General features: G+C 59.2%; 19 protein-coding genes and 2 tRNA genes. 16 read left to right on the top strand and 5 right to left on the bottom strand.

The window, feature by feature from the left end:
- Window positions 1-34: 34 nt before the first annotated feature.
- The 9 genes from DWW73_RS01775 (at window position 35) to DWW73_RS01735 (ending at window position 10,659) form a co-directional block, all read left to right on the top strand.
- A tRNA-Pro gene (locus tag DWW73_RS01775) sits at window positions 35-111 on the top strand.
- A gap of 112 nt (window positions 112-223) precedes the next feature.
- A complete protein-coding gene (gene tatA, locus DWW73_RS01770) occupies window positions 224-499 on the top strand; it encodes a twin-arginine translocase TatA/TatE family subunit (RefSeq protein WP_022094895.1) in 276 nt (91 codons plus the stop codon).
- A gap of 106 nt (window positions 500-605) precedes the next feature.
- On the top strand, window positions 606-1,076 hold the full coding sequence (greA, locus tag DWW73_RS01765) for a transcription elongation factor GreA (protein WP_006234960.1): 471 nt from the start codon (window positions 606-608) through the stop codon (window positions 1,074-1,076).
- Between the two features lie 79 nt (window positions 1,077-1,155).
- The gene (gene lysS, locus DWW73_RS01760; RefSeq protein ID WP_117778581.1) at window positions 1,156-3,120 is read left to right on the top strand and encodes a lysine--tRNA ligase; all 1,965 of its coding nucleotides are present in this window, start codon (window positions 1,156-1,158) and stop codon (window positions 3,118-3,120) included.
- A 419-nt stretch (window positions 3,121-3,539) separates the two neighbouring features.
- Window positions 3,540-5,108, top strand: a complete 1,569-nt coding sequence (locus tag DWW73_RS01755; RefSeq protein ID WP_199413446.1) for a threonine/serine exporter ThrE family protein — start codon at window positions 3,540-3,542, stop codon at window positions 5,106-5,108.
- Window positions 5,109-5,408: 300 nt separating this feature from the next.
- Window positions 5,409-8,051 (top strand): ATP-dependent Clp protease ATP-binding subunit, encoded by a 2,643-nt coding sequence (locus DWW73_RS01750; protein WP_117637594.1) that lies wholly within the window; start codon window positions 5,409-5,411, stop codon window positions 8,049-8,051.
- A gap of 124 nt (window positions 8,052-8,175) precedes the next feature.
- Window positions 8,176-8,535: a type II toxin-antitoxin system RelB/DinJ family antitoxin gene (locus tag DWW73_RS01745; RefSeq protein WP_117758657.1), complete on the top strand. Its 360-nt coding sequence runs from the start codon at window positions 8,176-8,178 to the stop codon at window positions 8,533-8,535.
- Window positions 8,532-9,053, top strand: coding sequence for a PIN domain-containing protein (locus DWW73_RS01740; RefSeq protein ID WP_117655056.1), 522 nt, complete (start codon window positions 8,532-8,534; stop codon window positions 9,051-9,053). Before DWW73_RS01745 ends, DWW73_RS01740 begins: the two co-directional genes overlap by 4 nt.
- 148 nt (window positions 9,054-9,201) lie before the next feature.
- The gene (locus DWW73_RS01735) at window positions 9,202-10,659 is read left to right on the top strand and encodes an aminoacyl-histidine dipeptidase (protein WP_117778580.1); all 1,458 of its coding nucleotides are present in this window, start codon (window positions 9,202-9,204) and stop codon (window positions 10,657-10,659) included.
- A gap of 125 nt (window positions 10,660-10,784) precedes the next feature.
- Here the strand turns inward: DWW73_RS01735 and DWW73_RS01730 are convergent, their stop codons facing one another.
- The 3 genes from DWW73_RS01730 to DWW73_RS01720 form a co-directional block, all read right to left on the bottom strand.
- Entirely contained in the window at window positions 10,785-12,089 is a 1,305-nt protein-coding gene (locus DWW73_RS01730; protein WP_117778579.1) for a type II toxin-antitoxin system HipA family toxin, read from the bottom strand.
- Complete coding sequence (locus DWW73_RS01725) at window positions 12,090-12,521, bottom strand: helix-turn-helix domain-containing protein (protein ID WP_158563763.1); 432 nt, start codon at window positions 12,519-12,521, stop codon at window positions 12,090-12,092.
- A gap of 127 nt (window positions 12,522-12,648) precedes the next feature.
- Complete coding sequence (locus tag DWW73_RS01720) at window positions 12,649-13,146, bottom strand: manganese efflux pump MntP family protein (protein ID WP_233509084.1); 498 nt, start codon at window positions 13,144-13,146, stop codon at window positions 12,649-12,651.
- A gap of 456 nt (window positions 13,147-13,602) precedes the next feature.
- On the opposite strand from DWW73_RS01720, the gene disA reads away from it, so the two are divergent.
- The 7 genes from disA to DWW73_RS01685 all read left to right on the top strand — a co-directional run bounded on the left by disA (window position 13,603) and on the right by DWW73_RS01685 (window position 19,406).
- The gene (disA, locus tag DWW73_RS01715; RefSeq protein ID WP_369831362.1) at window positions 13,603-14,643 is read left to right on the top strand and encodes a DNA integrity scanning diadenylate cyclase DisA; all 1,041 of its coding nucleotides are present in this window, start codon (window positions 13,603-13,605) and stop codon (window positions 14,641-14,643) included.
- Window positions 14,643-15,371: a 2-C-methyl-D-erythritol 4-phosphate cytidylyltransferase gene (ispD, locus tag DWW73_RS01710; protein WP_117629251.1), complete on the top strand. Its 729-nt coding sequence runs from the start codon at window positions 14,643-14,645 to the stop codon at window positions 15,369-15,371. The genes disA and ispD overlap by 1 nt, the downstream gene beginning before the upstream one ends.
- The gene (gene ispF / locus DWW73_RS01705; protein ID WP_117778577.1) at window positions 15,361-15,855 is read left to right on the top strand and encodes a 2-C-methyl-D-erythritol 2,4-cyclodiphosphate synthase; all 495 of its coding nucleotides are present in this window, start codon (window positions 15,361-15,363) and stop codon (window positions 15,853-15,855) included. The genes ispD and ispF overlap by 11 nt, the downstream gene beginning before the upstream one ends.
- Window positions 15,856-15,858: 3 nt before the next feature.
- On the top strand, window positions 15,859-17,325 hold the full coding sequence (gene cysS / locus DWW73_RS01700; RefSeq protein WP_117778576.1) for a cysteine--tRNA ligase: 1,467 nt from the start codon (window positions 15,859-15,861) through the stop codon (window positions 17,323-17,325).
- A 186-nt stretch (window positions 17,326-17,511) separates the two neighbouring features.
- Window positions 17,512-18,426 carry a 23S rRNA (guanosine(2251)-2'-O)-methyltransferase RlmB gene (gene rlmB, locus DWW73_RS01695; RefSeq protein ID WP_117778575.1) on the top strand — a complete coding sequence of 305 codons (915 nt, stop codon included), beginning with the start codon at window positions 17,512-17,514 and terminating at the stop codon, window positions 18,424-18,426.
- Window positions 18,427-18,429: 3 nt separating this feature from the next.
- Complete coding sequence (locus tag DWW73_RS01690) at window positions 18,430-19,107, top strand: NYN domain-containing protein (RefSeq protein WP_055309418.1); 678 nt, start codon at window positions 18,430-18,432, stop codon at window positions 19,105-19,107.
- 224 nt (window positions 19,108-19,331) lie between these two features.
- A tRNA-Thr gene (locus DWW73_RS01685) sits at window positions 19,332-19,406 on the top strand.
- Between the two features lie 533 nt (window positions 19,407-19,939).
- Here the strand turns inward: DWW73_RS01685 and DWW73_RS01680 are convergent.
- Both DWW73_RS01680 and DWW73_RS01675 read right to left on the bottom strand, forming a co-directional pair.
- Window positions 19,940-21,340 carry a PTS transporter subunit EIIC gene (locus tag DWW73_RS01680; RefSeq protein ID WP_117646058.1) on the bottom strand — a complete coding sequence of 467 codons (1,401 nt, stop codon included), beginning with the start codon at window positions 21,338-21,340 and terminating at the stop codon, window positions 19,940-19,942.
- 9 nt (window positions 21,341-21,349) lie between these two features.
- Entirely contained in the window at window positions 21,350-22,768 is a 1,419-nt protein-coding gene (locus tag DWW73_RS01675; protein WP_117646059.1) for a glycoside hydrolase family 1 protein, read from the bottom strand.
- Window positions 22,769-22,868 lie beyond the last annotated feature (100 nt).

Below are 22,868 nucleotides of genomic sequence, written 5' to 3'. Positions count from 1 at the left end.
GCGGCGAAAATCTTTGTTACTATAGTCGAGCCAACGGGTTGTGGCTCAGTTTGGTAGAGCACTGCGTTCGGGACGCAGGGGTCGCTGGTTCAAATCCAGTCAACCCGACCAGAGCATGAGGAGGGACCGCTTCTTGCGGTCCCTTTTTTTAGCTATTGTTGTGATACCGCGATACCCGCGGTATACTCATTCGAGCTTGTCTCGCTGTATTGTGGAGGTCTACATGTTTGGACTGAGGGCTCCTGAGCTCATCATTATTCTCGTCGTTGTCCTGATTATCTTCGGGCCCAAGAACCTGCCGAAGCTCGGCAAGTCCCTCGGCTCTACCGTCAAGAATATCCGTGAGGGTATGGAGGGCGACGATAAGGCCGAGACCAAGCAGGCCGAGGAGGTCGTGGTCGAGCAGTCCGAGGAGGACAAGGAGATCGCTGAGCTCGAGGCCAAGCTCGCTGCTGCCAAGAAGAAGCAGGCAGAGGACAGCGACGCGGACGCAGAGTAGTCCCATCCCTTTGGGGTGAGCACCTGACCGGCTTGCCCGCAGGCTAGCCGGTCTTTTTCGTTTTGTTGACAGTTGATTGTTTGATCAGAGTTGGGGAGATATCCGTATGGACGCAAGCCAGATCGTACTGACCGCTGAGGGCCGCCAGAAGCTCGTCGAGGAGCTCGCTTGGCGTGAGGGTGATTACGCCAAGGAGATCGTCGAGGACATCAAGGAAGCCCGCGCGTTCGGCGACCTTTCGGAGAACTCCGAGTACGACGCCGCTAAGGACAAGCAGGCCCAGAACGCCGCTCGTATTGCCGAGATCCAGGCCATCCTCGCCAACGCTCAGGTTGCTGCCACCACGGGCGACCTGACCGTCTCCATCGGTTCCACCGTTTCTCTGATTGATCCCAACGGTGAGGTCATGGAAGTCACGCTCGTCGGTACCACCGAGACCAACTCGCTCGAGCACAAGATTTCCAACGAGTCTCCGGTCGGCCACGCCATCATCGGTCACGGCGAGGGCGACTCCGTCGAAGTCGTTACGCCTTCCGGCAAGACTCGCGTCTACACCATCGCCAAGATTGCACGCTAGACCACGGTCCCGCGTAAAGGTATGTTTTCGCTCCCTGGGACCGAATCCTGGGGAGCGTTTTAGTTTGAGGAGCTAACTTATGGCAGAGAACCAGAACGCCGCCGATCAGGCATCGACGCTCAACGACGAGCGCGCCACCCGCCTGGCCAAGCGCGCCGCCCTGTTCGAGGCGGGCCAGAACCCCTATCCCGAGCACTCTGAGCTTGAGGACTACGTTGCCGATATCGAGGCTAAGTACGCCGAGCTTGCCGATGGCGAGGACACCGAGGACGTCGTGAAGATCGCCGGCCGTGTGGTCGCCAAGCGCGGTCAGGGCAAGATCATGTTCATCGTCGTGCGCGATGCGACTGCCGAGATTCAGCTGTTCTGCCGCATCAACGACATGGACGAGGCTGCCTGGAATACGCTCAAGTCCCTCGACCTGGGCGACATCCTGGGCGTGACCGGCGTGGTTGTGCGCACCCAGCGCGGCCAGCTTTCCGTTGCCCCTAAGAGCGCGACCCTGCTTGCCAAGGCCGTTCGTCCGCTGCCCGAGAAGTTCCACGGTCTTTCCGACAAGGAGACCCGCTATCGCCAGCGCTATGTCGACCTGATCGCCAACGACGACGTTCGCGAGACCTTCCGTAAGCGTTCGCAGATTCTCTCCACCTTCCGTCGCTTTATGGAGTCCGACGGCTACATGGAGGTCGAGACCCCCATCCTGCAGACCATCCAGGGTGGTGCCACGGCCAAGCCGTTCATTACCCACTTCAACGCGCTCGATCAGGAGTGCTACCTGCGTATTGCCACCGAGCTGCACCTCAAGCGCTGCATCGTCGGCGGTTTTGAGCGCGTGTTCGAGATCGGCCGTATCTTCCGTAACGAGGGCATGGACCTTACCCACAACCCCGAGTTCACCACGATGGAGGCATACCGTGCCTTCTCCGACCTCGAGGGCATGAAGGCGCTCGCCCAGGGTGTCATCAAGGCGGCCAACAAGGCCATCGGCAACCCCGAGGTTATCGAGTACCAGGGCCAGACCATCGACCTTTCTGGTGAGTGGGCCAGCCGTCCCATGACCGACATCGTCTCCGACGTGCTCGGCAAGCAGGTTACCATCGATACGCCGGTCGAGGAGCTTGCTGCCGCCGCTCGCGAGAAGGGCCTGGAGATCAAGCCCGAGTGGACTGCTGGCAAGATCATCGCCGAGATTTACGATGAGCTGGGCGAGGACACCATCGTCAACCCCACGTTCGTGTGCGATTACCCCATCGAGGTCAGCCCGCTTGCCAAGCGCTTTGAGGACGACCCGCGCCTGACGCACCGCTTTGAGCTGGTTATTGCCGGTCACGAGTACGCCAACGCGTTCTCCGAGCTCAACGACCCGGTCGACCAGGCCGAGCGTTTCGCTGCCCAGATGGCCGAGAAGGCTGGCGGCGACGACGAGGCCATGGAGTACGACGAGGATTACGTGCGCGCCCTCGAGTACGGTATGCCTCCCGCGGGCGGCATCGGCATCGGTATCGACCGCGTGGTCATGCTGCTCACCAACCAGGCTTCCATCCGCGACGTGCTGCTGTTCCCGCACATGAAGCCCGAGAAGGGTTTCCAGTCCGGTGCCGCTGCCGCCAAGGCTGCCGAGGCCGGCAACGCCGCGAGCCCGTTCGTTGAGTCGCTTAAACCCACGCTCGATTACTCCAAGATCGCCGTTGAGCCGCTGTTCGAGGAGTTCGTCGACTTTGATACCTTCTCCAAGAGCGATTTCCGCGCTGTGAAGGTCAAGGCATGCGAGGCCGTCAAGAAGTCCAAGAAGCTGCTGAACTTTACGCTCGACGACGGCACCGGCACCGACCGCACCATCCTCTCCGGCATTCACGGTTATTATGAGCCCGAGGACCTGGTCGGCAAGACTCTGCTCGCCATCACCAACCTGCCTCCGCGCAAGATGATGGGCATTCCCAGCTGCGGCATGCTCATCAGCGCTATCCACGAGGAGGATGGTGAGGAGCGTCTCAACCTGATCCAGCTCGACGCCTCCATCCCCGCCGGCGCAAAGATGTACTAACTAGTTACGCGGTTCGTAGAACCGCGTAACGGCTCGACGCTGCGCGGGCCGCATTTGGACAATCTGACGTTCAATTTCAAGGGCGCGACCAGAAGGTCAGCGCCCTTTCGTTTCACGTCACCTTGTCTCAAATGCGGCCCGCTCGCTGACTTATGCTCAACCTATGGTGTCATCTCGCCCCAAAAGGACCTTGCTCGCTCTGGCGGGCTTTCGCTGTCCGTCCTCTACCTGCGGCGTTGCCCTGGTTGGCACTTAGGGACGTTCCTCTTGTGCCGGCACTTGGGGACGGTCCTAGCCGCCTGGGGTCTACCGGTGCATTGGGGGTTTACGCCTTCCATGCATGACAGTCGTCTCTTTTATGTTTCCTTTAGCCGTCGCTGCCTAGGATGGGGGTTAGTCGGTAGGAAGGGAGCGTCTGTATGGACGACGCGAGCGATCGTGCAATCGAAGAGGATATGCTCAATCAGTTCAACTATTTTGATGATGAGGACGAGGAATTGATCGATCGTCGCGAGCCGGCGGCGCTCGATGCTTTCGGCCTTGTTGATGAAGGGCCCGACGAGGACGAGGTCGAATCGACGGAACCCCCACAGCCTTCGAGCCATGATTCGCTGCTCTCAAGAGTCCCTCTGCACCACGGTGTGCGTGCCGGCGCCCTCCATATGAAAACCGACTGGTGCCAGATCGTGACGGCAGGCGATGAGCTTGCCGTCGATGCGCCGCTCACCGATAAATCATCCATCATTTGCCGCACCGGTATGCTTATGCTCGCGAGCGGAACGGGTGCCTGGCGTGTACGCGATACCATGAATCGCGTCGCCGCCGTACTCGGTGTCACCATCCACGTTGACTTAAGTCTCCTATCGTTTGAGTGTACTTGTATCGAAGATGGTCACTGCTTTAACGAGGTCGTCAGCTTGCCCACAACGGGCGTCAATACTCATCGCATTTGGATGATGGAGAGCTTCTTAAAGGAAATCGAGATTTACGGGCGCCGGTTTACCGTGCACGAGTACCACGAGATGCTCAAGACCGTTGAGAGTTCAAAGCCCGATTACGCTCCCTGGCAACAGGGCCTTGCGGCGGCCTGTGCTTGCGGCGCCTTTGTCTTTTTGCTCGGCGGCGGCCCTATCGAGATGGCCTGCGCGTTCGTGGGCGCTGGTGTTGGCAACTTTGCTCGTTCCCATATTCTCAAGCAGGGCCTTGGCCAGTTTAGCGCGCTGACGATCGGCGTTGCGCTCGCTTGCGTTTCGTATCTGCTGGCATTGCTCGGCCTTGGCCAGGTCATACCGGGGGCAATGTCGCACCAAGAAGGCTATATCGGCGCCATGCTCTTTGTGATTCCCGGCTTTCCCCTCATTACGGCAGGCCTTGACATCGCTAAGCTCGACATGCGAAGCGGTATCGAGCGTCTTTCGTATGCCGTATCGATTATTGTGATGGCGACCCTCGTAGGTTGGATGGTTGCCGAGTGTGTGGGACTGGCGCCGGATGACTTCGCCCCGCTCGGCCTCTCACCGTTGGCTCTTACGCTCTTGCGCATACTGATGAGCTTTATCGGCGTATTTGGCTTCTCGGTTATGTTCAACAGCCCGGTAAAGATGGCAGCAGCGGCAGGGCTCATCGGCGCCGTGTCTAATACCTTGCGCCTTACGCTCGTCGATGCGCCGACGCTGCTTCCCTTCTTGGGCCTGAGTGCGGGCATGCCTCCCGAGGCGGCTGCGTTTACTGGTGCGTTGGTATCGGGGCTGCTCGCGAGCTTAGCCGAAATCAAGCTCACCTACCCACGTATCGCCCTCACGGTGCCATCGATTGTCATTATGGTGCCGGGCTTGTATCTGTATCGCTCGATGTATTACATGTGCACCTTCGACACGGTCAATATGCTCGGCTGGTTTGTGCGTGCAGTGCTCATCGTGGCGTTTTTGCCCGTTGGCCTGGGTGTGGCGCGTACGCTCACCGACCCTCGCTGGCGCCACACCAGCTAATTGGTGCAAATGAAACTGATCCGCAAAACATGAACGTGGATAATCTCCCGTTTTTGGCCTGTTTACGGGCTCAAAACGGGAGATTATCCACGCTCGTGGAATGGGTGTCCGAAAATCCACGCTCGTTGGGCCGATGCAGAGGCACCTGGCAATTCCTTTTTTGTAGACGTTGTCGCGCGGCTACGGGCGGGAAAGGTCCCAACGGTTAACATATACTCCATATGGGTAAAGAGACCAAAGCGCTGCCGCGGGGCGGCGCTTTGCGTTTGAAAAAAACTAGCTCGTCTAAGAGGAACTAGCATGTTAGACCGTTTTACCGATCGCGCGCGCAAGGTCATGTCCATGGCCAAGCAAGAAGCGCTCGATCTTCACTCAAATAAGGTGGGTACCGAGCACCTGCTGCTCGCACTCGCTAAGGAGGACGAGGGCATTGCCGCCGAGGCACTGCGTTCGCTCGACATCTCCTACGATGACATCATGGATACTCTCAAAGAGGTCCAGACCACGGTTCCCGAGCCCAGTGAGGAGACCGAGGCGGCCAAGCTCGCCTTTACGCCGCTCGTCATTAGCGTGATGGAGCGTTCATTCCGCGTGGCGCGTGAAAACAACCAGACCTACGTGTCGACCGAGCACTTGCTGATCGGCATCGTCGAAGAGGGCAACGGCATGGCCATGGACATCCTCATGCGCCTGGGTGTGTCGTCCGCCTCCATCAAAAAGGCTATCGAGAAACTCACCGCCAAGGACCAGGATAAGAAGCGCCCGCTCGCTGGCGCCGGTGCTGGTCGTCCCGGTACGGGCCTGCCGTTCTTTAGCGGCTCGGATGCCTCCCAGCAAAAGGGGAGCGGCACCGATACGCTTAAGCAGTTCGCGACCAACCTTACGCAGAAGGCGCGCGACGGCGAACTCGATCCGGTGATTGGTCGCGAAAAGGAAGTCCAGCGTATGATGGAAATTCTTTCGCGCCGCACCAAGAACAACCCACTCATTCTGGGCGACCCCGGCGTGGGCAAGACGGCCATCGTCGAGGGTCTGGCTCAGCAGATTGCAGCCGGCAACGTGCCCGAGAACCTTATGAACCAGAACATCTGGACGCTCGACTTGCCGGGCCTCGTGGCGGGCGCCAAGTACCGCGGTGAGTTTGAGGAGCGCCTCAAGAACGTAATCCAGGAGGCAACCGAAGCCGACGACGTCATCCTGTTTATCGACGAGATGCACACCATCATCGGTGCCGGTTCTGCCGAGGGCTCCATCGACGCGAGCTCCATGCTCAAGCCTGTGCTCGCGCGCGGTGCCTTCCAGATTATCGGCGCCACCACGGCCGAGGAATTCCGCAAGTACCTCACCAAGGACCCGGCCTTCGAGCGTCGCTTCCAGACCATCGATGTCGAGGAGCCGAGTGTCGAGGACACCGTCAAGATTCTGACTGCGCTCAAGCCACGCTACGAGGAGCACCACCACGTGCGTTACACGCAGGGTGCCATCGAGGCCGCCGCGAACCTCTCCAACCGCTACATCCAGGATCGCTTCCTGCCCGATAAGGCCATCGACCTCATTGACGAGGCCGGTGCCCGCGCTCGCATCGCCGCCAACCGCGCGCCCGAGCCGGTGCGCGAGGCCGAGCATCGCATAGAGGAGCTCAAGGCCGCCGCGCAGGAGGCCACCGAGAGCGACGACATGAACAAGGCCGCCGAGATCACCGAGCAGCAGAAGGCTGCCGAGATTGAACTCGCCGAGGCCAAGGCTGCCTGGACCGCCGAGCTCGACGCCAGCCCGCTCACCATCGATGTGAGTCAGATCGCCGATATCGTGTCCGTGACTTCGGGCGTGCCGGTATCCTCGCTTACCGAGAGCGAGAGCCGGCGCCTGCTGCAGACCGAAAGCGTGCTCAAGACGCGCATCATCGGTCAGGATGAGGCTGTCGAGGCCGTTGCCAAGGCCGTGCGCCGCAGCCGCTCGCCGCTCAAGGACCCGCGTCGCCCCGGCGGCAGCTTTATCTTCCTTGGTCCCACCGGCACGGGCAAGACCGAGCTTGCCAAGACGCTCGCCGAGTACCTCTTTGGCAGCAAGGACGCACTCATCAGCTTCGACATGTCCGAGTTCGGTAGCGAGTTCGAGGTCTCCAAGCTCATCGGCAGCCCTCCGGGTTACGTCGGTCACGATGAGGGCGGCCAGCTCACCAAGACCGTTCGTCGCCACCCGTACTCGGTCGTGCTGTTCGACGAGATCGAGAAGGCGCACCCCGATATCTTCAACATCCTGCTGCAGGTGCTGGAAGAGGGTCGTCTGACCGATAGCCAGGGCAAGACGGTCGACTTCCGCAACACCGTGATCATCATGACGTCCAACGTGGGCGCCCGCGAGATTGCGCAGGATGCAAGCGTTGGCTTTGGCACCACCGGCGAGCAGGGCCTCACCTCGAGTGAGATCCGCGGCCGCGCCATGGGCGAGCTCAAGCGCCTGTTCCGCCCCGAGCTGCTCAACCGCATCGACGACATCGTGGTGTTCCAGAAGCTCTCGGGCGAGAACCTGACCAAGATCGCTCACCTGCTGGTGGACGATCTGCGCCAGCGCCTGATTGCCAACGGCATGAACATCAAGCTCACCGATGCGGCCTATGACAAGATCGTGGCCGAGGGCACCGACCTCACCAACGGTGCGCGTCCGCTGCGCCGTGCTATTCAAAAGCTCATCGAGGACCCGCTGTCCGAGGAGCTTCTGGCCGGCGAGTGGGGTGAGGGCGATACCGTCCTGTGCGACGTGGCCGATGGCAAGTTTGTCTTTAGCCATGGCACGGGCGAGATCCCGGCACCGCGTCCGGCGGGCACGCTCGGTGGCGATACCGCCCCGGCGGCACCGCACACCGGCAACGCCGCGCCCGTGAGCGGCGGCGTGACCTCGGGCCCCGGCGGTATGATGCAAGCCGGCTCTGGTGCGCTGTAGGGATTAAACATACCTTGTATAACGGGGGCGTTTCCGATAAGGAAGCGCCCTCATTTCTATTGAAATGCGCTTCAATCTGCCGTGCTATACTAAAATCGAGATTTAGTATAGCAAAGGAGCTGATATGCCTACGTCAATACTCGACACGCGGCCAGTTCAGATGAACGTGCGTATAGATCGCCAGCTCAAAGAGGCGGGAGACGCCGTCCTGACTCATATTGGCATGACGCCGTCACAAGCCGTTCGGACACTTTGGGAGTATCTGGTCGTTAACGGACGCATGCCCTCGAAGGGAGACGCGGCGGCTCCGGTTTCTGACGGAGTGGAGCCCCAGCGCATGGAGTCAAGGGCCGCGCAAGGCAGCCATATCGTTCGCGATTCGTGCCTCAAATACGGCATCCCCATCCCTGAGTTCTCGGGAGACTATGACGACCTCTATGAGGAGGCCATGGCGGAGCGCTATCCCGAATGGGTGGAACTATGAGCACAGAAGGCGTCCTCAAGCTGTTAATCGATACCAACGTATGGATGGATTATTTTTCTGGCAGGTCCGACCGTACGGCAAATGTCGTCCATCTGATCGAGATTGCCGACGCCTCGGAGCGGATTGCCCTGTTTGCCTCGTCGCTTTCGGTCAAAGACGTTTCATATCTTGTCTCGGCGGCAATCAAGCAGGAGTGCCGAAGAAAGACTGGCTCACTGAGCGATAACGCCATTGCGGCGGCAGACGAAACGGCTTGGGCATGCGTTCGACAGATGCGCGAGCTAGCCCTCATCGCCCCGGTCGGTGCAGACGAGGTCTTCGACTCCTTTGTGTTCAAGTACCACCACAATGACTTTGAGGACGACCTGATGCTGGGCGTCGCCAATCGCATTGATGCCGATTACGTTGTGACGGAGGACAAGAATCTTATTAAACATACCAATGGTGTATGCATTAATGTTCAACAGGCGTTGAGGTTGGTTGAAGGGTCCAACGCCCCTTCGGCACGGCCCGTCTAGCCTGCTTTATCTTAATAAAGTGGCGTTTCCCCGCCGTTAGCCGATGATGCAAGGGCGCTCGGCGTTTTCGACTGGTTTATGCACGCAAAGTCTGGGAATATACAAGTCGCATGTCTTACTGTCTAACCAGTTGCGCCAAGGAGGCACCATGGATTACAAGATCACCGGCTACGAGCCCGCCCAGCTGTTCCATTTCTTTGAGGAGGTCAGCGCGATCCCCCGTGGGTCTGGCAACGAGAAGGGCATCAGCGATTTCCTGGTTGCGTTTGCTAAGGAGCGCGGCCTCGATGTGTACCAGGACGAGGTCTACAACGTCATCATTCGCAAGCCCGCTTCTGCCGGCGCCGAGAATGCTCCGACCGTGATGCTGCAGGGCCACATCGATATGGTGTGCGACAAGTTGGGCTCCGTTGAGCACGACTTTACGACCGATGGTATCGACCTGGTCGTCAAGGACGGCGTCCTCACCGCTAACGGCACCACTCTGGGCGCCGACAACGGTATCGCCGTCGCGCTTATGCTTACCGTGCTCAACGACGATTCGATTGCCCATCCGGCCCTCGAGTGCGTGTTCACCACCGACGAGGAGACTGGCCTGGTCGGCGCCGAGACGCTCGACAAGTCCCAGATTAGCGCCCGCACCATGATTAACCTTGACTCCGAGGAAGAGGGCGTTGCCACCGTCAGCTGCGCCGGCGGCGTCGTCGTTACCTACACCTGCCCCATCGCGCGCGAGCACAAGACCGGTAGCACCCTCACGCTCGACATCTCCGGCCTGCTGGGCGGCCACTCCGGCAGCGATATCCACCTGGAGCGCGGCAACGGCAACCTCATCATGGCCCGCATCATCGACCGCCTGATGGTTGCCGGCGAGCCCGCCATCGTGAGCTTTAACGGCGGCACCAAGGACAACGCCATCAACCGTGAGTGCAAGGCTGTTCTGGTCTATGCCGACCACGCTGCCGCCGAGGCCGCGGCCCAGATCGCAAAGGACATCATCGCCGACGTCACTGCCGAGCTCGAGGTCTTCGACCCCGGCTTTACCTGCACCGTCGAGATTGCCGACGACGCCGAGGTCGAGGCCATGGACCAGAAGTCCGCGCTTGCCCTCATCCGCGCCCTGCGTCTTGCCCCTAACGGCGTGATTCGCCGCAACGTCGCCACTGACGGCTCCGTCGAGGTTTCCTCCAACATCGGCGTGGTCGCCACTTCCGACGACCAGGTCAAGATCATGCTGTCCCCGCGCTCCTCGATCACCTCGCTGCAGAACGAGTTCAAGGACCGCCTGCAGACGCTGGCCGATGTCTTGGGCTTCGACGCCAAGTTCGAGTTCGAGTATCCCGGCTGGAGCTATGCCGAGCATTCGCCGGTCCGCGACGTTTTTGTCGAGAGCTATCGCGAGCTCTTTGGCTCCGAGCTGCGCATCGAGTCCATTCACGCTGGCCTTGAGTGCGGCCTGTTTGCTGAGGCCCTGCACGGCCTGGACGCCATCGCCGTGGGCCCGACGCTCTCCGATGTCCACACCCCGGACGAGAGCATGGAGCTCGCTTCTGCCGAGCGCTTCTACGAGCTGCTCATCGACGTCCTCAAGCGCCTTGCCGCGTAAGGGTCGCGCTAGCAGCAGTTCGAGCCACGTGCTAGCGGATTGCAAATGACATTACGAGAGGGGGCATCCGAACTTTTGCGACGGGTGCCCCCCTCTTCTTTTAAGAAATGTGGATTGATTGGCGCCTAGCCCATATCCGCCTTGATGAGGTCGAGGGTGCGCTGGCAGTTTTCGCGGACGGGGCCGAGCATGTGCTCGCGCAGGTCCGCCATGCCGGGCAGGTCGGCGTATTCGTCCATGATCTCTTCCATGCAAATGGGCACCTCGTAGGCGAGGTCCATCATGGTCGCAAAGCAAAACTTCTCGGATAGCCCGGCATCGGTGAGCGCCGCCTCCAGCGCGGGGTCGCCCATACCGTGGTATCGGCGGATAGCGCCTGGACCGATGCGCCCCACTCGATTTTCGCCGCCAACGCTCATGGCAAGGCGCGCCCGGCGGCGCATACGCTCGTACGCCAAGCCCGATGCGACATCGTACATGGGTGCGAGCGCTGCGTTTGTGCCTTTACCTAGGATGAGCGAGTAGTTTTTAGCGTGTGCGTCAGGCGCTCCGATAATGGCGTTATAGAACAACATATAGGTAAAAAGCACAAGATTCATGTGGTGGGGGACTGTGTTAATCAGTCGTTCTTGGATGTCTCGTGTGGTTGGTCCTCCGTCGGCGGTGTATTTCTGGCTTGGCAATACACCGAGCGCCTGGCAAAAGTCCTCCTGATGCAGCCTTTCGATATTTCCGCTGCTATTGACCATTCTGTCGTACCGTTCAACGAGGAGCGCGGCTTCGTCTTCAAATGTGCAATAGGAGACGTTGGCAGTTGGAATGCCAACACGCCGAGCCGTTTTCATGCAGACGAATTCGTTTAAGGCCTGATGTTTGAACCCAACGACACCATTTTTGAAGATATGGGTAGTGGGGGATGACCCTAGACATTCGCACCATTGGCCATCATGCCAAGCTAGTGCAAATTTGCCTTGGTTGCCGCCCAGGGACCAGCTTTCGTTGGAGCCCATCCATGTCTCTCTTTCGTCATCGCGAATTGCTTTGAGCTTGTGAGCGATTTGAGAATTGGTAAGCGGGCGGTATGCCGAGACCCTGCCGCGGGCGGCGCCTAATTGATCGGTTCGACAAAACTGAACGGCCCCTGCGCAGTCAAGACCGATATGGCACAAGAGGGCGACGGGGTTGTTGGATGCAACGTCATGCTCGGCGGCAATAGCGCGGCGCTGCTCTTGGCTGTCGGGCAAAAGGCCAAATAGGAACGGGCGGACGATGTTATGGCCATACGTGCGATTGGAAAGCGGCATTGTAAGCGATAGTGGTGCTCCGCGATAGGTTGGGGCGTATACAAAGCTGCAGAGTCCATGCTCGTCTTGCCGGAGAGTGCCTGCGATTTCGCCACAAATGAGGGTCGCAAGCTCCATCTCTGCCATTTATTTCACAACCTTACAGCCAAAGGAGAGGTCTGAAGTGTCGGAAAGGCCTTGCTCGGCTGCGATTTGGGCCAGCAAGGCACCATAGGAAGATGGCGTTCCCTGTCGAGCGGGTCGTCTGCCTACGCTTGGCTTTGGCAGGGCATTCGAGTTCGCGATAGGGAGGTCCGCTTTCGTCGTCGGATGTTCGGAGGGCGATGCGATGGAGTCGTTATCGCTTTGCGCAAAGAGACCTATGCCGAGTGCGTTAAAGACGGACAGCAACTTGTCGAGTCGAATGCCCGTGGCATCGCCTAGCTCGAGCGATGCGAGCAGGCGCTCCGAAACACCGGCCTTTTTGGCGAGGGCGGCACGGGTGAGACCCTGAGTCTCGCGTGCCTGGCGCACGTAGATGCCAGCTTGGCGCGGTGTGGTGATGGGAAGGGTATCCACGGCGATCTCCAACATGCAGACTTTTGCATATCAGTATGACATGCAAAAGTCTGCACGAAAAGGCCTCATGCAAAACTTTGCATGAGGCCTTGTACTGGCGTTGAGTTTTGAGCGATTGTGTTTGGCGTTACAGTGCGAGGATCCCAAGGTGCTCAAGCAAGATCTTAAGCCCGATGAGGACGAGTACGACGCCACCCACGATGGTGGCGGGTTTTTCGTAGCGCGCGCCAAAGGTGTGGCCGATCGCTACGCCGGCGACGGAGAAGATAAACGTTGTGACGCCGATAAGCGATACAGCGGGAACGATGTCGACCGAAAGCGCGGCGAACGAGATGCCCACGGCCAGGGCGTCGATTGAGGTGGCGATGGCGAGGATCAGGTACTCGCCCAGGTCAATCTTTTCGGCATCCTTGCCGTCGCTTTCATCCTCGTCTTCGGTAAAGGCTTCCCACAGCATTTTGCCGCCGATGAAGGCCAAAAGGATAAAGGCGATCCAATGGTCGATGGGTCCGATGATGCCCATGAATTGACTGCCGAGCGCCCATCCGATTACGGGCATGCCGGCCTGAAAGCCGCCAAAGAACAGGCCGAGCACCACGGCGACTTTAAGGTTGATCTTCTTCATGCCAAGGCCCTTGCAAATGGAAACAGCAAAGGCGTCCATCGAAAGGCCAACGGCGAGCAACACGAGCTCTGCGAGTCCAATAGTCTGGCTCCCTCTCTGCGGGCGGGCCCGCGTGTACCTCTTGGGGGAGTAACAAAAAAAGACCCGTGGCGTACGCGTTGCGCGCACAGCCACGAGTCTCGTTCATTAAGGCAAGCCAGGCCGCATCGGCCAGTGTGTTGACTTGCCGCGCCACCGGAGGCGAACCCGATCACGCGACTACTCCCTCATTTATGCGAATCCCGATGCTACCACATAAGCAGCTCATTTGGATTGGGGCTCTCAGCTGTGTTCGCTCATTCTGTAAGCATCGGATTTTGCGGGCGTCACAGGGGCAAACCGTGAGAAACTTATTGACGTTTATGGAGCGTATACGATGGGAGCGATGCCTTGGATAAGAACGAGCTGCAAAAGCGTATGGAACAGGCTATTCGCCTGACTGCCCCCGGTCAGCCGATTCGCACCGCCCTCGACATGATCATTGCTGGTCACCTGGGCGCCCTTATCTGCGTCGGCGACACCGAAAACGTGCTCGCTGCTGGTAACGACGGCTTCCCGCTCAACATTTCGTTTACCTCGAACCGCCTGTTCGAGCTTTCCAAGATGGACGGCGCTATCGTTATCGATGGCGACCTCACCCAGATCCTGCGCGCCAACTTCCACCTCAATCCCGATCCCTCACTCGCCACGAGTGAGACGGGCATGCGTCACCGTACTGCCGCTCGCATGTCGGTGCTCACCGACGCCATCGTGATCTCGGTTTCGGCTCGTCGTGCCGTCGTCAACGTGTACGTCCACGGTAAGAGCTACGAGATCCAGCCTGTCACCACCATCATGAGCTCGGTCAACCAGCTCGTCGCCACGCTTCAGACCACCCGTCAGTCGCTCGACCGCTCCTTGCTGCGCCTGACAGCCCTTGAGCTCGACGACTACGTTACGCTCGCCGACATCACCGGCATTTTCTCGAGTTTCGAGATCATGCAGCAGGCAAAGACTGAGCTTAAGGATTGCATTGTCAAGCTGGGCAACCAGGGCAAGCTCGTGCAGATGCAGCTCGAGCAGCTCGCCGGCTCCAGCATGGATACCGAGTACGACCTGATGATCCGCGACTATGCGAGCGATTCCTCCGAGGCCAATGCCGAAAAGATCCGCGCCAACCTGAGCCGTATGACGCCCAAGGACTTGTCCGACCCGCAGCATGTGGCGGCGGTTCTGGGCTACGATGACTTGGACGAGGACTCCGTCATGACACCGCTGGGCCTGCGCACGCTTTCTCGCGTGTCCGTCGTGCGCGACGGCGTGGCCGAGAAGATCGTCGACGAGTACGGCTCGCTGCAGGAGCTCATGGATGACATCAGCGAGGATCCGGAGCGCCTGGGCGACTTTGGCGTCAACAACCCTGCCATTCTTGCGGACTCGCTGTACCGCATGAAGGGCACCAAACAGGGGAACGCATAATGGCGCCCGTATGCGCCGTGGTCGTTGCCGGCGGCAGCGGCCAGCGCTTTGGAAATCCCGGCGGCAAGCAGCTCGTTAACGTGGCGGGCCGTCCGCTCATGAGCTGGTCTATCCGCGCGTTCGATCGGAGCGACAAGGTCGGCCACATCGTGGTGGTGTGTCCTGCCGAGCGCCGTGCCGAGATGCGCCGCCTGGCCATCGATCCGTTTGACTATGACACGCCCATCAGCTTCGCCGATGCCGGCGATACCCGTCAGGATTCCACCCGTGCCGGCGTGCATGCGGTTCCGGCGGGTTTCGAATATGTCGCCATCCACGACGGCGCCCGTCCGCTCATCACGACCGAGGCCATCGATCATGCGATCGACGTGCTTGTGGGCGACCGCTCGCTCGACGGTGTCGTATGCGGTCAGCCCGCGATCGACACGCTCAAGATCGTCGACGGCGACAATATCGTCGAGACGCCGCCGCGTGAGCTCTACTGGGCCGCGCAGACACCGCAGATCTTTAGCGTCGACGCCATGAAGCGCGCCCACACCGCAGCTATCGCCGAGGGCTTTATCGGGACCGACGATTCTTCGCTGGTCGAGCGCATGGGCGGGCGCGTCCGCTGTGTCCAGAGCCCGCGCGATAACCTTAAGGTGACGGTGCCCGAGGACCTGCGTCCCGTAACCGCGATTCTGCTTGGCCGCATGGCCGAGGGAGAGGACCTTCCCCATGTTCAGTAACCTGCGCATTGGCCACGGCTACGACGTCCACCGTTTGGTGGAGGGGCGTCGATGTATCATCGGCGGGGTTGACATTCCCTACGAGCGCGGCCTGCTGGGCCACTCGGATGCCGATGTGCTCGCGCATGCCTTGGCCGACGCCATCCTGGGCGCCTGCCGCGGGGGAGACATCGGCAAGTTATTCCCCGACACCGATCCCGCCTACGAGGGTGCCGATTCGATGGTGCTGCTCGCTCGCGTGATGGACTATGCGCGCGAGCTGGGCTTTGAGCTTGTCGATGCCGATTGCACCATTGCCTGCCAGCAGCCTAAGATCACCCCGCACCGCGATGCCATGCGCGCCAACCTCGCCCATGCTCTGGGCGTTGACGTCGAAAACGTGGGCGTCGCCGCCACTACGACCGAAAAGCTCGGCTGGGAAGGCCAAGGCGAGGGAATCGGCGCCTGGGCCGTCTGCCTGCTACAGAAAACCGTTAAGGAGTAACGAATGCGTATCTACAACAGCGCTACCCATAAAAAGGAAGAGTTCCAGCCCATCGAGTCCGGCAAGGTCCGCATGTACGTGTGCGGCCCCACGGTCTACGACAACATCCACATCGGCAATGCCCGCACGTTCATCAGCTTTGATGTGATCCGCCGTTGGCTCATCGCGAGCGGCTACGAGGTCACGTTCGCCCAGAACCTCACCGATGTCGATGACAAGATCATCAAGCGCGCCAACGAGCAAGGCCGTACGGCTGCCGAGGTCGCGACGGAGTTCTCCGACAAGTTCATCGGCGTCATGCGCGCCGCCAACGTGCTCGATCCCGATGTGCGCCCCCGCGCAACCAAGGAGATCGGCCCCATGATCGCCATGATCAAGACGCTTATCGAGCAGGGCCATGCCTATGCTGCCGATAACGGCGATGTGTACTTTGCCGTGCGCAGTGATCCCAGCTATGGTCAGGTCTCGGGCCGCAACATCGACGACCTTATGGTGGGCGCGCGCATCGAGGAGAACGAGGACAAGAACGACCCGCTCGACTTTGCCCTGTGGAAGGCCGCCAAGCCCGGCGAGCCCAGCTGGCCGAGCCCCTGGGGCGAGGGCCGTCCCGGTTGGCACACCGAGTGCGCCGCCATGGTGCATCGCTACCTGGGCACTCCGATCGACATCCACGGCGGTGGCTCCGACCTTGCCTTCCCGCATCACGAAAACGAGTGCGCCCAGGCCACCTGCGCCTGGCACCAGGGCTTCTCCAACACCTGGATGCACACGGGCATGTTGCTGGTCGACGGCGAGAAGATGTCCAAGTCGCTCGGCAACTTCTTTACGCTGGCCGAGGTCCTCGAGCAGCATTCCGCTGCCGCCCTGCGCCTGCTGATGCTGCAGACGAGCTATCGCTCGCCGCTCGACTTTTCTTGGGAGCGCCTGGAGGGTGCTGAAAACTCGCTCACGCGTATCGCCGGTACGGTCGAGAACCTGCGCTGGGCCGCGAACCATGCGACGGCCGATGCCGATGAGGCAGCATCCGAGGCGTTTGCCGCCAAGGCCGCCGAGACCCGTGCCACCTTTAAGGAGTGCATGGACGACGACTTTAACACCGCCGGCGCCATGGGTGCCGTCTTTGGCTTTGTGACCGAGTGCAACCAGTACCTGGAGCAGGCGGGCGACGCTGCCGACAAGGCCGCAGCCCTGGCTGCCGCCGATACGTTGGTCGAGCTGCTCGATACGTTTGGCGTCGAGCTTCCCGAGCCCAAGGTCGAGTTGCCGCTGGGCCTGCTGGGCGTTGCCGCCGGTTTGGTTGCCTACACTGGTGACGACGTAGATGAGGCCGCTGCCAAGATTCTCGAGGCCCGCGCCGAGGCCCGTGCCGCCAAGAACTGGGATCTGGCCGACGCCATCCGCGACCAGCTCAAGGACCTAGGCCTGACGATCGAGGACACTGCCGCCGGCACTCGTATCAAGTCTCTCTAATCCCTGCGGGTTTTCCAAGCACCCGACCTTGCCGTTCAAACCGTCGCTCGCGTACTCAAGTACGTGTCGCTCCTCTTTCATGGCAATCTCGGGCACTTGGAAAACCCGTACCGACCGCCCGAATTAATATTCATGGGCGGTCGTTTATTTTGTTTCGTTTGATAGTTGTATTTAGGAGGTCGCTTTATGGCCGACAATCGCAAGCGTGCGCCTCGTGGCGGCAAGCAGGCCGCTTCTGGCTCGCGTCCGATTCGCCGCAACGATCGCGCTGCCGCTCCCAAGGGCCAGCGCGAGCGCTCACAGGCTGCTCGCTCGCAGCGCGAGCGTAGCCGCGATAACGTCGAGGTTCCCAAGGGCGAGTTTATCGAAGGTCGTCGTGCTGCCGCCGAGGCGCTACGCACTGGTTTTCCCATCAAGTGCGCGCTCATCGCCGAGGGCGGGGAGCGCGATGCTGCCTTGTCGCGCCTGGTCGACGATCTCAACGCCGCGGACGTCCGCATTAAGTATGTGCCGCGCGCGCAGCTCGATGCGCTGTCGAGCCATGGCGCTCATCAGGGCATTGCGCTCGAGGTGGGTAATTTCCCCTATGCGGACGTCGCCGATATCCTTGACCGCGCGGGTGACGGCCCGGCGCTCGTCGTCGTACTCGACCATGTGACCGACGACGGTAACTTTGGTGCCATCGTGCGCTCTGCCGAGGTCGTGGGCGCGGTGGGCGTCATCATTGCCAACAAGCGCGCCGCCGGTGTGACCGTGGGCAGCTACAAAACCTCTGCTGGTGCCGTTATGCATCTGCCCATCGCACAGGTTCCCAACATCGCTCGAGCGCTCGACGACCTCAAGGCTGCTGGCTTTTGGGTGGGCGGTGCTTCCGAGCACGCCGAGGGCAGCTGCTGGGATGCTCCCTTCGAGGGCCGCGTTGCGCTCGTCATGGGCTCCGAGGGCGACGGCATCTCGCGCCTGGTGCTCGAGAAATGCGACTTTTTGACCAAGCTTCCCCAGCGCGGCATGACCGAGAGTCTCAATGTGGCCCAGGCGACCACCGCGCTGTGCTTTGAGTGGCTGCGCCGCAATGCCGGCGAGCTCATGGGGGAGGAGTAGCGCATGTCCAAGAAGAACCGCGCCAAATCCAAGGCCAAGCGCTTTGGCGAGGGCTCGGCCAAGCCGATTGTTTCGGCCGCGACCTACGGCGTGGGCGGCAATGCGTTTGCGCAGGCTATCGCCGACCCAGTCTCGACGGTGCACTCCAACAAGCCCGAGCTGCTGGTGGTCGACGGTTACAACGTGATCCACTGCACGCCGCGCTACGAAAAGCTCGTCTACGACCATTCCGACGATCCATATTCCAGCGACGTCCACGATATGGCGCGCACCGCGCTCATCAACGATGTTGCGGCGTTTGCCCAGGGCCGTTACGAGGCCGTGATCGTGTTCGACGGCGCGGGCAACATCTCCAACGAGCGCCCCAACCTACCGGCCCGCGGCGTGCGCATCGAGTTCTCGCCGACGGGCGTCTCTGCCGATACCGTGGTGCAGAAGCTCTGCATCGAGGCACGCGAGGAAGGCCGCGCGTGCTCCGTGGTATCGAGCGACGGTACGATTCAGGCCGTCGTCATGGGCAAGGGCGTCACGCGCATCTCGAGCCGCATGCTGGTGGACGAGATCAAACAGATCGATAACGACGTTCACGAGGCAGAGGAAGCCCCGCAGATCAAGATGACTCTGGGCAGTCGCCTGAGCCCCGATGCCCTGGCCAAGCTCAAGGCCCTTCGTGGCCGGTAGGGGAGTATCTGTAGAGACCAGCTACTCGGCTGGTCAATTCACTGGCTTGTAGTTATTGGATTGTGGACTTGCCATCGCCAAAACGAATAGTTTTTTGTTTTGGCGAACAGACGAAACTATTCGTTCTGGCGAATAGTTTTGAGATGTGGTCGGTCGAAGGGCCTGTTGCGCCCCATCCTCAATTCCTTTATCCTTAACAGGCTTCGCGCGAAAGCGCCAAGTGTGCCAGTGTGGCGCAACGGTAGCGCAACTGATTTGTAATCAGTGGGTTGCAGGTTCGATTCCTGTCACTGGCTCCATGAGAGTTTCGGGCTCTGTTCCCTTGTGGGACAGAGCCCGTTTCTATTTAGGTGGTGCGCCATCGGGTTAGCGCCCATCCCGTTTTTGGTTTGTCTCGTCCTCCAGTTTGTCTAAATCTGTAACACCAAGACCGATATTCGGCATCTAACTGTTACAGATTGAGATGAAACTTAGGGTGTTTTAGGAATATCTTGATCTGTAACATGTAGAAGCGGAATAGGCCTCTTGCTGTTACAGATCGAGACAAGGGCGGGCGCGGATCTGGATGTCCTGCTCGAGCGTGGATTTCTGGATACGCGAGCGAAGAAAATCTCCCGACCGGAGAACGAGCGTGGATAATTAACTTGGATAGGGAGCTAAGGTAAACACCGATTGTCTATCGACGGCTTTAGAAACAACGACCCCGATTTCATTGTGGAATCGGGGTCGTTTGTGCCTCAGGAATCCGAATGGATTAATCGAGCTCCTAAGGAACTTCTTGGGTTCTTGCTAATGGTCTGCCGAGGATGTCCCCAATGCAAACAGCGGGCATCTACTCAATATAGCTGGGGTTCTTCTTGATGATCACGCGTGCAGCGATGAAGGAGACGACGATGGCGATGATGGCGACAACGCATGCCAGCACGAAGTTACCCATGGACCCATCGGGAGCGATAAAGATGAGTGCCGAAAGAAGGCCGGGGCATGCTCCCGCAACATACTCTTTCAGAACAAAGATGCCTGCAGGGAGTCCAGCGCAGAGCGCGCCGATTGCCGTGCCGACAAGCAGGCGGGGACGCTCGATGAGGCAACCGTAGAACGCGGGCTCGGTTACGCCACAGAGTGCGGTGACGGCAACCGTGGTGACCATACCCCTCTTCTCTTTGTTTCCCTTCATGGCAGTTGCCAGGGCGAGGCTCGTGCCGCCAATGCAGAGGTTCGAGATGAATCCAAAGATAATGGGTGCCCAACCGAGCTGCGCCAGGCTCGTAACTTCGATTGCGATGTAAGCCTTATCGAGACCGAGCATGACGAAATAGGGGTTAAGGGCTGCCAGGATCGGAGTAGCGATAAATGCCACGTTGTCCATAAGCCACGTGACGGCATCGCTCAGCGCGTAGCCCATCATGCTGCCGGCGGGGCCAAGGATAATAAGCTCGACGGGCACGACGATGATCATGGTGAGCAGCGGCTTCAAGAACAGTTTGGTAACGTCGGGAATGATCTTCTGAAGGCCGCGGTCGACAAAGTACATGAATACAACGCCCAGTACGATGGGCACTACCGTACTCGAATAGTCGTTCGTCGGGATGGGAATACCAAGAAAGTCGAGACCCTCGGCACCGCTAATGGACGAGCTGATCATGATCGCGCCCAGCAATGCGCCCATGATGGGCTGCATCTTCATGACGGCCGCGAGCTGATAACCAAGATAAACGGGTAAGAAGCTAAACGAAGCGCTAAAGATCGCCAACAGGACCTGGGCGGTTCCGCTATCGGTGCTCAATCCGCAATAATTAACCAGGAGATTCTTGATCGAAAGAATGAGTCCGCCAACGATGAGCGCCGGGACGATGGGCATGAATACCTGTGCAGAGACGTTCCCGAATTTCTCAATCAAGCCCATGGCGGTGTTACCGCTTTTAATGCCTTCTGCAAGGTCTTTGGCGGTTTGGGCATCGTCGGCAACCGTGCCACCGCCGACTTCGATTCCCGCGAAGTCGAGGAAGTCGTTGTAAGCCTCGGTGACGTTGGGGCCGATGATCACCTGAAGCTGGCCACCGCTGACTACTGCCCCGAGCGCCTGATCGGCCGATTTGGCGAGCTGGAGATCGATGATCGAGGTGTCTCGTGCGTCGATGCGAAGGCGCGTCGCACAATGAGTTACCGATGTAATGTTCTCTTTGCCGCCAACAGCCTTTAGGACTGTTTCGGACATTGCCTGATATTTCATCTCTTTCTCCTAGCCTTCCTGCTCCTGATACTTCGAGATAAGGTCTCGGTACCAATACCAGCTCTTTTTGGGGGTGCGCTCCAGATTGTTCTCGAAGTCGATATGGACAAGTCCGTATCGTTTTTCGTAGCCGTTGATCCAGCTATACAGATCCATCGTCGACCAGAGGTAGTAGCCCTCAACGCGCGCGCCGTCGCGCTTAGCCCTCATCATGTGCTCGATGAACTGGCCCAGAAGCTCGATGCGGTCATCATCGTGGATCATTCCGTCTGCGTCTGGTTGCTCATAGGCGCCATGTCCGTTTTCCGTAATAAAGATGCGGGGCGCGTCATAGCGCTCGTGGACATCCATGATGGTTGAATACATGCAACCTGGGAGTATTTCGCGGCCCCATTTATTGCGGGGAACATTGCTGTCGCGGGCGCTTTCAAACAAGGGCGCAATGCATTTTCCTTCGACCTTTTTGCTCGAACCGCCCTTATTGTTCGCCGAAACGGCAAGCTCTCCACCGTGCCAGTCGGTTACATACTCTCGGCAATACACGTTGAGTCCAATAAAATCGACTTTACCGTCTCTGAATTCTTCTACGTCATTTGGGGATCGATAGAGCGAGACGCCAAGTTTTTCAAGGATTTCGTCCATTTCTGGCGGCAGTTGACCCTGAAGCGCTGGTGCCAGAATCATGCGATTGGCGAAAAAGTCTGCGTATCGAAATACGTCATCAGGGTGCTCGGTTGCCGGGTCGAGTTCGACAACGCCGCCATCGTGGACGGCGCCGATGATGCCGTCGTAGCCCATTTGACGATATGTTCGGACTGCGAGTGCGCTCGCGCGCATCAGGTTGTACTGAAACTGCATGTACGACTGAACGTCGAGCGATCGATTGGGGGGATAGTTGCCCAACATGTTTACGCAGTAGCTGTAGAAATGCGGCTCGTTAACGGTAGCCCAGATTTTGACGCGGTCTCCAAAGCGCTCAAAGCAAATCTTGGCGTATTTGCAGAACCACTCTGCCATGTCGTTGTTCAGCCATCCGCCTTTGCAAGCAAGCGTGAATGGTAGATCGTAATGGAACAGCGTAACGTTGGGCTCTATGCCATTTTCGAGGCAACAATCAATGACCCGATTATAAAAATCGATACCCTCTTCATTCACTTCGCCGATACCCGTGGGGATGATTCGACTCCATGAAAGAGAGAAGCGATAAGTGTTTTGTCCGCCTTCTTTCATCATGCGGATATCTTCTTCATAGCGATGGTAGAAGTCGCAAGATACATCACCGTCAACATGGTTGATGTTCTTATTGCTTGTGTGGCTAAAGAAATCCCACTCGCCAAGGCCTTTGCCGTCTTCGTTCCAGGCACCCTCGCACTGATAAGACGCCGTGGCGGAACCCCAGAGAAACGGCATGTTGTTCACGTTGTCCATGAATCCCCTTTCCATCATTCAACACGGTGGATACGTGTGGCGGAATTACGATTAAGATGACGTCAACTGATTTGAATCATAGGAGAACGACCAAAGCTGT

Source organism: Collinsella sp. AF16-8 (genome assembly GCF_003462695.1).
Lineage (GTDB): Bacteria > Actinomycetota > Coriobacteriia > Coriobacteriales > Coriobacteriaceae > Collinsella.
This window is presented reverse-complemented; position numbering and strand designations above follow the sequence as displayed.

Excerpts from the sequence above, each read along its gene's own strand:
- disA (WP_369831362.1), top strand. The coding sequence starts at position 13,603 with ATGGAACAGGCTATTCGCCTGACTGCCCCCGGTCAGCCGATTCGCACC.
- DWW73_RS01740 (WP_117655056.1), top strand. The coding sequence starts at position 8,532 with ATGAGCACAGAAGGCGTCCTCAAGCTGTTAATCGATACCAACGTATGG.
- ispD (WP_117629251.1), top strand. The coding sequence starts at position 14,643 with ATGGCGCCCGTATGCGCCGTGGTCGTTGCCGGCGGCAGCGGCCAGCGC.
- greA (WP_006234960.1), top strand. The coding sequence starts at position 606 with ATGGACGCAAGCCAGATCGTACTGACCGCTGAGGGCCGCCAGAAGCTC.
- tatA (WP_022094895.1), top strand. The coding sequence starts at position 224 with ATGTTTGGACTGAGGGCTCCTGAGCTCATCATTATTCTCGTCGTTGTC.
- DWW73_RS01720 (WP_233509084.1), bottom strand. The coding sequence starts at position 13,146 with ATGAAGAAGATCAACCTTAAAGTCGCCGTGGTGCTCGGCCTGTTCTTT.
- DWW73_RS01735 (WP_117778580.1), top strand. The coding sequence starts at position 9,202 with ATGGATTACAAGATCACCGGCTACGAGCCCGCCCAGCTGTTCCATTTC.
- DWW73_RS01680 (WP_117646058.1), bottom strand. The coding sequence starts at position 21,340 with ATGAAATATCAGGCAATGTCCGAAACAGTCCTAAAGGCTGTTGGCGGC.
- DWW73_RS01745 (WP_117758657.1), top strand. The coding sequence starts at position 8,176 with ATGCCTACGTCAATACTCGACACGCGGCCAGTTCAGATGAACGTGCGT.
- DWW73_RS01730 (WP_117778579.1), bottom strand. The coding sequence starts at position 12,089 with ATGGCAGAGATGGAGCTTGCGACCCTCATTTGTGGCGAAATCGCAGGC.
- cysS (WP_117778576.1), top strand. The coding sequence starts at position 15,859 with ATGCGTATCTACAACAGCGCTACCCATAAAAAGGAAGAGTTCCAGCCC.
- DWW73_RS01755 (WP_199413446.1), top strand. The coding sequence starts at position 3,540 with ATGGACGACGCGAGCGATCGTGCAATCGAAGAGGATATGCTCAATCAG.
- DWW73_RS01690 (WP_055309418.1), top strand. The coding sequence starts at position 18,430 with ATGTCCAAGAAGAACCGCGCCAAATCCAAGGCCAAGCGCTTTGGCGAG.
- ispF (WP_117778577.1), top strand. The coding sequence starts at position 15,361 with ATGTTCAGTAACCTGCGCATTGGCCACGGCTACGACGTCCACCGTTTG.
- DWW73_RS01750 (WP_117637594.1), top strand. The coding sequence starts at position 5,409 with ATGTTAGACCGTTTTACCGATCGCGCGCGCAAGGTCATGTCCATGGCC.
- DWW73_RS01675 (WP_117646059.1), bottom strand. The coding sequence starts at position 22,768 with ATGGACAACGTGAACAACATGCCGTTTCTCTGGGGTTCCGCCACGGCG.
- rlmB (WP_117778575.1), top strand. The coding sequence starts at position 17,512 with ATGGCCGACAATCGCAAGCGTGCGCCTCGTGGCGGCAAGCAGGCCGCT.
- lysS (WP_117778581.1), top strand. The coding sequence starts at position 1,156 with ATGGCAGAGAACCAGAACGCCGCCGATCAGGCATCGACGCTCAACGAC.